At 43.0% G+C, this 12,155-nt stretch carries 9 protein-coding genes and 1 riboswitch; of the genes, 2 read left to right on the forward strand and 7 right to left on the reverse strand.

Annotated features, from left to right (window positions below; all coding sequences use genetic code 11):
- Window positions 1–2: 2 nt before the first annotated feature.
- The 7 genes from cobO to ACG1BZ_RS13070 form a co-directional block, all read right to left on the reverse strand.
- Window positions 3–617, reverse strand: a complete 615-nt coding sequence (gene cobO, locus ACG1BZ_RS13040) for a cob(I)yrinic acid a,c-diamide adenosyltransferase (RefSeq protein ID WP_413662193.1) — start codon at window positions 615–617, stop codon at window positions 3–5.
- 37 nt (window positions 618–654) lie between these two features.
- Window positions 655–2,511, reverse strand: coding sequence for a TonB-dependent receptor plug domain-containing protein (locus ACG1BZ_RS13045; protein WP_413662194.1), 1,857 nt, complete (start codon window positions 2,509–2,511; stop codon window positions 655–657).
- 102 nt (window positions 2,512–2,613) lie between these two features.
- Window positions 2,614–2,762, reverse strand: a riboswitch (cobalamin riboswitch).
- Window positions 2,763–2,963: 201 nt separating this feature from the next.
- On the reverse strand, window positions 2,964–3,572 hold the full coding sequence (locus tag ACG1BZ_RS13050; RefSeq protein WP_413662195.1) for an SMI1/KNR4 family protein: 609 nt from the start codon (window positions 3,570–3,572) through the stop codon (window positions 2,964–2,966).
- A gap of 191 nt (window positions 3,573–3,763) precedes the next feature.
- Complete coding sequence (locus tag ACG1BZ_RS13055) at window positions 3,764–4,390, reverse strand: LysE family translocator (protein ID WP_413662196.1); 627 nt, start codon at window positions 4,388–4,390, stop codon at window positions 3,764–3,766.
- A gap of 1,151 nt (window positions 4,391–5,541) precedes the next feature.
- Window positions 5,542–5,895: a DUF1428 domain-containing protein gene (locus tag ACG1BZ_RS13060; protein WP_413662197.1), complete on the reverse strand. Its 354-nt coding sequence runs from the start codon at window positions 5,893–5,895 to the stop codon at window positions 5,542–5,544.
- Between the two features lie 106 nt (window positions 5,896–6,001).
- On the reverse strand, window positions 6,002–6,754 hold the full coding sequence (locus ACG1BZ_RS13065; RefSeq protein WP_413662198.1) for a class I SAM-dependent methyltransferase: 753 nt from the start codon (window positions 6,752–6,754) through the stop codon (window positions 6,002–6,004).
- A gap of 908 nt (window positions 6,755–7,662) precedes the next feature.
- Window positions 7,663–8,598, reverse strand: coding sequence for an SPFH domain-containing protein (locus tag ACG1BZ_RS13070; protein WP_413662199.1), 936 nt, complete (start codon window positions 8,596–8,598; stop codon window positions 7,663–7,665).
- Window positions 8,599–9,046: 448 nt separating this feature from the next.
- Between ACG1BZ_RS13070 and ACG1BZ_RS13075 the strand changes: the two genes are divergently transcribed.
- Window positions 9,047–10,333, forward strand: coding sequence for a hypothetical protein (locus ACG1BZ_RS13075; protein ID WP_413662200.1), 1,287 nt, complete (start codon window positions 9,047–9,049; stop codon window positions 10,331–10,333).
- 545 nt (window positions 10,334–10,878) lie between these two features.
- Complete coding sequence (locus ACG1BZ_RS13080; RefSeq protein WP_413662201.1) at window positions 10,879–12,153, forward strand: hypothetical protein; 1,275 nt, start codon at window positions 10,879–10,881, stop codon at window positions 12,151–12,153.
- Window positions 12,154–12,155 lie beyond the last annotated feature (2 nt).

Below are 12,155 nucleotides of genomic sequence, written 5' to 3' on the forward strand. Positions count from 1 at the left end.
ACCTAGTAATCTACGCCTTTGCGGGCTTTGATGCCCGCTTTAAAAGCATGCTTAACATCTTTCACTTCAGATACCGTATCCACTAGCTCCTGTAGTGCACTACCACCACCTCGACCAGTCACCACCAAACTCTGTTCCTGTGGCCGCTGGGCTAGAGTCTCCAATACTTTGGACTCATCCAGGTATTTGTAAGCGAGCATATAAGTGAGTTCGTCCAACACCACTAAGTCATAGGTGGTATCGGTGAGCATTTTTTCTGCCTCTGCCCAGGTTCTCTCTGCAGCAGCAATATCGCTGGTGCGATCCTGAGTATTCCAGGTAAAGCCAGTACCCATTTGATAGAGAGTAACTTCCGGGCAATGGTTTTTAAGGAAAAGCTCTTCCCCAGATTGCTGTGCGCCTTTAATAAATTGCACTACACCCACTTTCTGCCCGTAACCCAGTGCGCGTATCACCATGCCGAAAGCTGAGCTCGACTTCCCTTTGCCATTTCCAGTGAGAAGGACAGCAACTCCACGCTGGATATCGGCTGCTGCAATGTTGGCATCAACCTTCTCCTTGTGTTTTTGCATTGCCTGCTTGTGCTTGGCATTTCGTTTTTGCTCGTCTTCCGACATGGCCACCTCAGTTCAAGAACCTATAAAAGAAAGTGCTTTAGAAGCTGAATTCCACACCAGCATAACCGGCGAGGCCCGCAGTGTTATAGCCAGTAACTTCCACATAATCTTCGTCGGTAAGGTTTTCACCGCGAACAAATACCGTCGTGGCGTTGTTCAGCTGATAACGGACACTGGCATCCAGCACTTGATAATCATCCAGCGAAGAGCCATCGCTATCTACCACATCCGCACTGGAACGCAGGTTCATAACAAGGCTCAAGTCACTAGTAGGCTTATAAGTGAAGCCGAGATTCGCCAAGTGCTTGGGACTGCGGGCTCGGGGAGAATCATCGGCTTCTTCAGCGTCGGTGTAGGTGTAATTGGCAGAGAGCAATAGACTGTCAGTCAATTGCGCTTCGACAACAAACTCAGCGCCTTGGGACACGCTTTCTCCACTGCTTTGCAGGTAACCTGTGTAGTCGGCCATATCGAATCCGATTTCATTCTCAATGACCTGTTTAAACAGTACGAACTCCAGGTAGAGAGAGTTTTCACCAAAGTATTCAACACCAAGATCCAGGCCTCGGCTCTCTTCCGGCTTAAGAGATGGCAACTCTAATGGAGTAAAAGTTAACCAGTCGAATGCGGTAGCGTTGTAGTCAACTTCATATAAGCTCGGGGCACGGAAGCCAGTGCCGTAACTACTTTTTATTTTTACCGTACCGTTGGCAACATCCTCAAATAAATAGGCTGAGCTGGCGCGGAAGCTGTTGTAGCTGCCAAAATCAGAGTTATTGTCATGGCGAAGGCCAAGGGTGATATAAGCCTGATCGGCATAGCTTCCCTGATATTCGGAATAAACTGCCCACTGATCCCGATCCAGGTCGCCCGAAGTATCTTCACGATGCTCTACCCCGTAGACCATTCCATGTTCGCGACTAAACCCGTAGGAACCGGTGAAGTTCAACTTTTCGATATCACCTTCCGCTTCATAAAAGGGCACGCTTTCACTGATATAGGTACGCTGCAAATCAGAACGTGTATAAGCCAACTCCTGCTGACCATCTTCGCCTTTATGAGCTAAGCTGACACGAACACTTTCCTGGCTGAAATCAAAGTTACAATCATCCTGAGAGGGCCAGCCGCAGCGATCATACTCACCTGAAGCATCGGTATCCCGCGCCACAGCCTCAAGTCGCCACTGCTCAGAAATATTCCAACCTACACGGCCATGCAAGGTTTCATTATCGTAACCGTCGTCATCTCTCAATTCCGAGTCATAACTACTGGTATTAAAACCATCGGTTTCTGCCGCCGCTGCAGAAACAAAATAATCCAATGCTTCATTGGCTCCGCTAGCGCTGGCATTGTAGCGTTCAGTATCGGAGCTACCGCCCTCAGCTGACACCTCAAAGCGCTGCCCTTGATCTTCACGACGAGTTGAGATATCCAGCACTCCACCGGCATCGGCCCCGTAGAGCATACCTTGTGGACCGCGTAATAATTCCACACGCTGCAAGTTGCTGCTCATAATATGTTCAATATGAGCCCCCGCCTGGGTACCGGTTGGGTCAGAAATGTCGATGCCGTCTATCTGAACCAAGGTTCTGAAACCGGACTCTCCACGTACCCTTAAGGAGGTTGTCTTGCCCATACCCCCTGTATTAGTAACAGACACGGAGGGCACACTGCGCAAGACATCGGCAAGGGACACCAATCCCCGCTCTTTTAGCTGTTCTTCATCCAATACAGTTACTGAAGTAGCTACCTGGCGCAGCGGCTCACCCTGACGGGAGCTCACAACAACCACGGTTTCCAGGTCAGGAATTGAAGATTCGGTAACAGTGGATTCAGCAAAAGACGGCGCGCTCACGGCTGATAAAACAGCCAGGCTCAATATAGATTTTTTCAAGTTTCAACCCCTAAGACAAAAGCACATGGGATCGAGGGAGGAATAGCAATGCGGCACGCCGAAGCGCGAAAGATCGTATTGCAAGATGGTAGCCCTCCGCTCCATCGTGTTTAGAAAAGAGGCCGGTATCGGGCTTACCACTCAGAATACAGGTGGATCACCGTTGCGGGGGCAGCGCCGGATTTCCGGACTTCCCGTTTAACCTTCTCAGCCAATTCAGGGCAGAAGGCACCTCTAATCGTGGTCGCGAAACTAGTGGAAAGGTACCGGAAAGTCAACAGAAGCCAAAAAATGTGAGGGAAGCTTGTTCGTGAGTCGGGTATTCCCTCACTACATAAGTACTAGTTATTCATGAGCAAGATTTCAAAAGCGCTTAGCAAGGTACCTTCACATAAACTGAGATCAACCTTGAGTTGCAGCCATAATAAAGAATTTATCAATAAATCATTCCGCTAACTATTATCAAATACTGCAAGCCAATCTGTGTAATATTTATCCGCATATTGACGAAAGAATGGAAACAACCAAGATGCACTTCTTTCATGAAGATTAAACCCACATCCATCATCAACAAGTACATCTTTGTCAACTATTCCGGAGAGCGCATGATGTAGAGCTGAAGCGCATAGTAGAAATTGCCCTATTGAATCGGCGATAGGCCTAAAATCCCACCCCCCAGCCCCATGCATGGCACGATATACCTTTGAATTTCGGTTGCTTTCGGCCAAGTCTACAATGATTGGATCTGCACCCTCATCGGCGAATAAAAACCAAGTTTTATCCCAACCGGGTATTGGCTGATTATCAACCGGGTTGTAGTTATATCCATTCATCACCCATGACAAGCGCCTGGCACTATAAAGATCAATTGGATTGCCCACGCCATCAAGATATTGGCTGTGGGCAGGCGCATAGTGAACTATATACTCTTGAAACTCTTTCGGAAAAACAAAATCCCTTTCCTTTTGCAACCGAAAACAGATAGAGTTTCCACCTCCCTGAAGTTCAAAATCTGTCTTTGAAAAACTATGGATCAACTCAATATAATCTTTAATATCCATACTACGTAACTCGCGAAACTACTTGCTGTATTTTTTTTTTGGGGGGGGGTACATATTAAGCAAAGGGTGCGGCTTACCCTACTCATCTAGCTGCTACCTACTTACCACCTTGCTTCTGACTGCATAAGGAATACTGTATATTTTACAGAAGCACCCAAAATAGATTTTTGTATATTCTTATATACATCTTCCTATTTTGATGTGCCAACTAAAATACAACCAGCACCAACAAAAGTGGAACCAAATATCCGACCGAGAAATCGACTTGAAGCCATACTCCTTGACCATTTTTTGGTACCGAAAGCTAATAAGGTATAACAAAATAAACAGCTAAAAGATAATGCCATAAAAGTGAAGACCAGCAAGGAAAACTGAGGTAATAGTGAGTCGGACAATGAAATAAATTGTGGGAAAAGCGCGGTTGTAAATATTATCGCTTTAGGGTTCGTTAAGGCAATTAAGCCCCCTTGAATATACAAACTCAATGCACCTCGCCTAGCATTACAAGTTACCTCAGAAGAATCCACTCTTCCTATTCCATTTTTCCAAAGCTTAACTCCCATATAAATCAGATATCCAGCCCCAACCACCTTTACCACAGTAAACGCCAAAGAAGAGTTAAGGACAAGTACACTCAATCCAATAACTGAAAGCCCGGACATAACAAACAAGCCAGATATATTGCCCAATGCCGCGAACACACCTCCTCTAACACCATTCGATAGAGTATTGATAGAGACCAGTAGTGCCGCTGGGCCAGGGGTAGCAGTTGCCAAGAGTGCGATTGCGCAAAAGGCCAACCAATTTTCAAACGCCATTTAACTCACCCTAGCAACTATTACTATCTCAAGGAAATGGAAATCACTGACAGGGCTAACCTTACCTACCATATGCTATATAAGCAACCAAGAAAGACCGAAGGAGCTAGCTATTATAAACCAGTCTAAATTACCCCATCTCCAAAACTGAAAAGATAAAGAGCACTAACTTTATAGGAAACAATAGAGATCACTCAATTATCCTTACCCGGCCACTAAAAGCTCTCTTTATATACCCTTCAAATTTTATCAGCCATTTTTCGTCTGGCGGCGCACTATTCTTTATACGGCCGGTATTTACCAATGCAACCATAAGAAATTGGCAGAAAATATCTACAAACCTAACAACCAGCCACAAATTGGGACCTACGTACAACCTGAATAACAAAATATTTACCAGCAGTACTCTACAAGCCCTTAAATATATAAACGCCATCACATAACAAGAAAAACCATCAAACAAAATACTTGTATATTGAAAAATTATGCGTATACCATTCAATCGTGGTAAGTAATTTGGAATACTCTCACAAAAATTAAGAAATCATTTATAGGGAACATTTATGAAAAGATTACTGGGCACAGGAATAATAGCAGCCCTCTTTTTTTATCAGCTCTCACACAACAGCTGCAACAATGGAGTGCTATGTCGACACCATTAAGTTTGATACATACAGACCAAATGTTTGTTTCGCATTAGTATGGGGTGCGAATACAGCAACTGCGGCATTTAGAATAGAAGAAGATACAAGCAAAGTAATTAGTTCCGTAATTTGGTCAGATGATGCTCATAGTTGTGGAACCACTTCTGACAGGTATTGTTCTTTTACGATTCGTGCATTTAGGGCATATACCGCTAAGGCAACAATACTTTATCAAGATGGTTCATGGGACACAGCATCTGCTATCGCCTCATTTGAAGATGGAAGCTAAGTGATAATTTAAAATTAACAAAAAAGGGCATACTTGAACTATGCCCTTTTTTATAGTTGTAGAAGAAAGAAAGTACACATTACTAACCAATACTACTTTTCCCCGACATGACCACCTAGCCTTAAAAGCATCCTCAATATAATCTGACTCCGTACTTATATAGGGTCAAAATTCAACAAACAGTCCTTATCGACCCACAATCAAACTATAGATAAACTTTATTTATCAAGAATAATATTAAAGCCACCATAGATTAACCTCTTACCATCAAATGGCATAGGGTTTTGATCTGGATTCATCCTCGGATCATCCATAACCGCCTGCCATCCAGAGTCTCGAACCTCTTTAGAAGGCCAGAGGACCCAGGAGAACACTACAGTTTCATTGCCAGCACACTTTACGGCCAAAGGAAAAGAGGTTAATTCGCCTTCTGGAACATCATCACCCCAAGTTTCAACAACCTTTAGAGCCCCCTGCTCTTTAAATACCTCTGCAGCAATTTTTGCATGCTTAATATATTCTTCTTTGTTATCTGAGGGTACAGCTGCCACAAATCCATCTGCATAAGACATTTTTAACTCCCCGGTATTTTCTAATTTGATAAGTTACTATTGAAATTAAATACAGATTTACAAAGCACTTCTACTGCCCTGATCTAGTGATAGCGATATCTCTCTATCACCAAGCTTTCTTACACCCTACATAGAGCACAAAATCAAATGCTATCACTCTTTTCTCTTGAGGTATTTTCCAAACCTCCTTAGCCTTACGGTAGGCCCGCTCCATAAATTCACCACCCATGCCATCTATACATCTCCGCACAGCCGAAAAAGTATGTATAAAATTAAAAAACTCATTCAGGTCCCAGATTGCTTCCATAGTTGGCTTCGAAACCTGTATAGTACCAAAAGGAAAGTCTATATCCTTAAAATGATCCCAGAGCAATTTGTTTTGTGGAGCCCAGTACGTCTCTATTGGACCCAAAATAAGTTCATTGAATATTTGAGCCAGATCTCCATCTAAGACTGGCCAGTTATAGCCCCAAGCTGAAAAAATACCTTTTAGCTTCAAAACTCTTAGAACTTCGGGCCAAAAATCATCAAGGTTAAACCAATGCAACGCCTGGGCTACACAAACCAAATCACAACTCTCATTTGCCAGGTCACACTGCTCAGCAGGTCTTACTTGATAGTGAATATTAGGGTGAGCTTTAGCCGCTTTTATTTGCTCGGCGCTAATATCAGTTGCGTACACACTACTAAATAGTTTCGCCAATCCTATCGCTGCCTGACCACTACCGCAAGCACAATCCCAGGCAAGTTTATTTGATGGAGCCAAGCTTGAGAGACACTTATAAAGCTCTGGAGGATAGGTTGGCCTAGCAGTCTTATAAAGCTCACTCTTGTCACTGAATAGTTTGTGATGGTGCATTCCTGCCCCCAGGTCTTTAAGCAGCCGCGGCAAGATAATATATATGAGCTACTATAGCTGCACCTCTTACCCTAGCTCTTAGGTCATAATCAAAAAATCCATATTATTCTTATTTATTAGCAGCTGGGACCCCCTCCAAGCATTACACTACCAATAACTTCTTGAGATGCAACAATTCATGTAAGACCAATACTGGCGTGATAGTGGACATCAATACTCCTGCCCAATACCAACAAACTATAAAATAGCGATACCTTGCCCTTCCGAGACATAATACGAGCATCATCTTCCAGGTAAAAACTTGACAGCTTCGATATCACGTATAATTTTCCGCCACTAGCTATGCAGACCAAATACACATTAGGAGTCACAATAGAGCTTCGAAACAGCAATAGCACAAAAGACACTAAGAACTTTGCTTCAACGGCCTTCTAAACAGGAGAAACATAACCCTCCATCCAGGGTAAAAAATAATCCAAAAAATAAGAGTGCTTTGGAAATATCACCCACATATAAAGTGCTAAGGATTTATCTGGGTTACCGATCATTCATGTTATTGCTCGAATGAGAGCTAGGGTGATTACACGGGCTATCGGCGCTTTTATAAATATAATCAGTTCATACCCTAAATTGGACCAACCATAGTCGGGATTAGCTGGCTTGGACTCGCCGGTAAAATGCCTAGCAAAGATCATATCGGCCCATTAAATCAAATCACAACCAAAGACAACTGAAAAAGCAATATAAGCAACGCCAAGACCATAAAAAAATGTTGTAGCTGTACCACTTTGAATATCAAGTACTGTAGCGCTGAGCAGTACGACATCGACTATCGGGGTAAAGTACTATCTAGATACCCCGAAGCTACCAAAGGATAAGCCCGTAGGCTTACCCCTCGGGTGACCTTACTAGACAGGCTCGGGCTCTCTCAGCGGCCGTTGTTTTGCTACCGCAGCCGACTTATCAGGTAACGGCAAAGCGACAGGTACTTGCTGCGCCTGGCTGGTAGCCATTACCACAGTACTACCGTGACGTGCAGCAGTTACCAGTGCATCATTATCTGCAATGGCAGTCATAAAGCGCAACGCTTCGTCTGCGCTGGTACCAGCGCTGGTAAGAACCTTAATAGCCTCGGCTGCACTTTGTGCATATACCCGTCGTGCCTCCCCCATTTTCTCCATACGAATCTTTACGGACTCGCCATCAGCTTTAGCCTTACCCACTTCGCGCTCCCGGATCGCCTCAGCCTCGTAGGTAGCGGCCTGCTTCTCCCGCTGCATTTCCATAACTTTGTTAGCCTGAACCTCTACCGACTTGGGTAGCCGCGGCTCATCTGATAATACATCGACAATCTCTACACCAAAGTCGTGGAAAAATTGGCGAAGGCGCTCTTTAGCCTTATCAGCTATATGTTCTTTTTTGTTATAAACGTCTTCCAGCTCAATGCCGTTGGCAACAGGAATAGCTGCATCTGTCGCAAAAGACTTCAGCTGTGCCTGGTAATTCTCTAGATCATAGAGAGCTTTGTATGCAAGCTGCACATCCGACGACACCTGATGCTGAACCTTTAGAATCAAACCAAATGTGACATGATTACTGGTCTTTAGACTCAACTCAACAGGGGTTTCGTGTAGAGCCGTTGAGGCTTTTTTGTCTACCCAGGAAAGGTAGGGAATAATCAAGTTGAAACCAGGGGTGGCAGTTTTCCAGTACTTACCAAGAAATAGCACGAAGTGGTACTGCTTTGGCTCCACTATCACGATGGATTTAGCTAGCAAAAAAAGTACTACAGCTCCAAGTATCGCAGGCCAAAAAGGTAAAAGTGTAAAGAGTTGTTCCGGCATATTTTAAAAGCCCAGTCAGAATAAATTATATAAGATGTGCAAATTATCTTACTCAGCAAGGGGCAACCAATGGATAAGCAAATATCCCCCCCCTACTAAGAGCACTCACCCACAGCTTACATCAACTACAACATGCTGGCCACAAAGCTACTGTCCAAAACCCAACTGTAAGTCTACTTCCCCCCAGTAGGGTAAAAGCAAATGTAAAGAACTTCACTAAAACCGCTACAGACCAATAAACAACAATTTTCCTGGAAAAACCCTTAAATAAAATCCGCACCAATAAAACCATTGTTAGTACAACTTACCATCACTTAACTACTCTTCTGCAACAAAGTATCCAAAATCAAATCTACAGCCATTTATCTTTAAGCAATTGTTTTTTGCGATTCAAGCCTATTCAAGTTACTTTACATGATATGGATGGGCTTTAAAAAGGAGGTACTTTGTGCCGGCTACAGAGCTCTCCAGAGTATTAGGTGCAGAGGAGGCTATGTTCACCGAGTTGGCAAGGCGAACTTGCGGGGGGACATTAGTAATCTCCTTTATCAAAGTACTCACTCCTCTTAGCGTTGAAAAATTGATAAGTGGTTTCGCATCGGCACATAAAATCTACCCACTTTTACAGGCAAGAGTTGAGTCCGGCAACAAGCTTCGATGGCGCTGCGACGTACCATTCGAGTCAATTCCAATTGAGATTCGAAAATTGAAGGAGCCTCTTGATTTCGAGGCTGAATTCAATCGTCGGGGTAAGACGGGCCTTGATGTTGAAAAATGCACATATACACTTTCTTTCTATATTAATTCCCATGACGAAGTTGAATGGATCTCACTAGTCAGCAGCCACGCAGCTTTGGATGGCCGATCAGTGATGACTTTATTCTGTATTTTGGACATATTCTTTAAAGATGAAGGAACATTCAGGTTGGGCGGACAACCACTTTACGAAGCTGTCGAAAGCTACTTTAGCTCCTCTAAATACTTTGCCCATGAAAAACCATCTTCTCAAAAAGATGAACTTTTTAATTGGCCCGTAGAGGAACCTGCTTTTGTATCAGAACGTGAAGGTCATGCTATATATCGGCAATTTCCGATTGCAGAAATCTCACAACTGGTAAAAATAGGGAAAAGTCACAAGGTAAGGCCAAGCGCCCTGTTTTGCGCCATTGCGATTCAAGCATCCAAAATATTACCCAACCATAAAGATTGGATAAAAATTTTACTACCCATGGATGTTCGTGAACTCTGCGGCACTGAAATTGGATTAAGTGCAGTAGGTGCTTTTTCATCAGCAACCACTCTTGAAATCATGCCCAATATAGACATAGAAGATACTTGGCAACTAGCGCGCCACTTACAGATTGAGCTTGATAAACAGGCGGAAGAAGGAGAACCATTCAAGTTCATGTTTCCCAAGAAATATAAACTCGAGGATATTATTGAATGGGCTCAGGATTATGAGGAAAAGAAATCTGTCTTTTCTGAAGGAATGTGTATATCTAATGTAGGCAGCATGAAAGCGCTTGGCACGGCAATGAAGTACTTTGAAATCATCACGGCAATTCCATTTCAAACACATGGGGCTCACCCTATCTCACTACTAACCTATTCAACGGTACGTAATTCAGTATTTATATTTTCGTACTGTGATCCACTCACAAAACGAGATAGCGTTTTGAATTTTGCAGAAAAATTCATTAACACTATCAAGAGGCTTTTAGAACCTGAGAACTAACCCTTGACTTAAAAAACGAACAAAAGCAAAAGTAAAGCAAAGGCGCCCATTACTCCCTAATCAGCCAAGGCCACCCCCCAAACAATTTCACCTTATGTACGATTCTCCAATAAAGAATCAATTGGTCACTACAAGTGACCACCAAAAATCAATGCAAGGAAATATTGGCAACGCCAACCAAGTACAGTCAGTCATATCATATACATCTCACAGATTTCACCAAACATCAACCTTAAGCCAATAAACCATATAAAATTCAGTACTTGATTTTTAATGTAACCTGCCAAAAGGAGGCGACGTTACTAGCTTTATTGAAAGGCATACATGTATTCCAAAGGAGCTATTGCCCCATACCCCCACTCAAGTAATGCACCTCAAACCAGTCAACATTAGATCAAGCCACGACAAATCTTAGCCAACACTTATGTATTCCGAACATGTATATATAGATAAGCAAGCAATATTTAGGTATCAATATTTTTGCATCTTAACTTCTATTTTATTAAGTTTGACATTAAGTCAATCTGTTCTTGGAAAGAGCACCTATGTCCAGCCGAGAGTTCTCCAGGGTGCTGGGGCCTGAAGAAGCATTATTTACCGAGCTAGCCAGGAGAACTTGCGGGGGAACCTTGCTGGTTTCCTTTTATAAAGTTCTAATTCCACTGAGTGTTGAGCAACTTAAAACTGCCTTTTCTTTAATCCATAAAATTTACCCCCTTCTACAGGCTCGTGTTGAGTCAGGTGAGCAACTGCGCTGGTATTGCGACGTACCCTTTGATGATATCCCTTTAGAGATAAGGGAGCTTTCAACACCCATTAATATTGAGTACGAATATACTCGCAGAGGTAAAACAGGACTCAATGTTGAAGCATGTACATATACTCTTTCCTTCTATCTAAATTCACTCGGTAAAGTCGACTACATATCTATGGTCAGTAATCATGCTGCATTGGACGGCCGGTCTGCCGGGATCATATTCTATATTTTAGATTTGTATTTTTTGGATCAAGGAAGATTCAGGTTAGATAGACAGCCGTTATACGACCCTGTTGAGACCTACTTTGATTCAAGCAAGCATTTCTCCAACCAGCAAACATCTGGAATTAAAGAAAATTTATTTAAATGGCCAGTAGAAGAAGCCGCTTTTGTTACTGAACGGGAGGGCCATATTTTATATCGCAAATTTCCTATGGAGGAACTCTCTCACGTTGCAGCTATTGGCAGAAAACACAAAGTAAGACCTAGTGCGCTTTTTTGTGCTATTGCCATCCAGGCATCAAACATACTGCCAAATCACAGAGAATGGATCAAAATCTTATTACCCATGGATGTCCGCGACCTATGCGGCACCGGAATCGAGTTAAGCGTTATTGGTACCTTTTCTGCAGTTACCACTCTTGAGGTTACACCAGATATCGATATCGAGAACACCTGGGAGCTGGCAAAGCACTTACAGATTGAACTTGATCGGCAGGCAGTGTCCGGCGAATATTGTAAGTTTAACTTTCACAAGAACTATGATTTAGGGAATATTATTGAGTGGGTTGAAAAATACGAAACCAACAATCCCTACTTTCTTGAAGGATTATGCGTATCCAACTTGGGTAACCTGGAATCCCTGGGTGTGCACATGAATTTTTTTGAACCTATCATAGGTACCTCACTCCAAACTCACGGCGCCCATCCAATATCATTGAGCACTTATTCAACAGAAAAAAGTTCCGTTTTTGTCTTTTCATACTGTGACCCACTGACAAAAAGAAATAACGCTTTAAATTTTGCTGAAAAATATATCAACACTCTAAAGAATTTGATATGAAT

The organism is Microbulbifer sp. CNSA002 (assembly GCF_047324085.1).
In the GTDB taxonomy this organism is placed as follows: domain Bacteria; phylum Pseudomonadota; class Gammaproteobacteria; order Pseudomonadales; family Cellvibrionaceae; genus Microbulbifer.

Bases quoted from the DNA above. Each gene is read 5' to 3' on its own strand.
- ACG1BZ_RS13080 (WP_413662201.1), top strand. From the start codon at position 10,879: ATGTCCAGCCGAGAGTTCTCCAGGGTGCTGGGGCCTGAAGAAGCATTA.
- ACG1BZ_RS13050 (WP_413662195.1), bottom strand. From the start codon at position 3,572: ATGGATATTAAAGATTATATTGAGTTGATCCATAGTTTTTCAAAGACA.
- ACG1BZ_RS13060 (WP_413662197.1), bottom strand. From the start codon at position 5,895: ATGTCTTATGCAGATGGATTTGTGGCAGCTGTACCCTCAGATAACAAA.
- cobO (WP_413662193.1), bottom strand. From the start codon at position 617: ATGTCGGAAGACGAGCAAAAACGAAATGCCAAGCACAAGCAGGCAATG.
- ACG1BZ_RS13065 (WP_413662198.1), bottom strand. From the start codon at position 6,754: ATGCACCATCACAAACTATTCAGTGACAAGAGTGAGCTTTATAAGACT.
- ACG1BZ_RS13055 (WP_413662196.1), bottom strand. From the start codon at position 4,390: ATGGCGTTTGAAAATTGGTTGGCCTTTTGCGCAATCGCACTCTTGGCA.
- ACG1BZ_RS13070 (WP_413662199.1), bottom strand. From the start codon at position 8,598: ATGCCGGAACAACTCTTTACACTTTTACCTTTTTGGCCTGCGATACTT.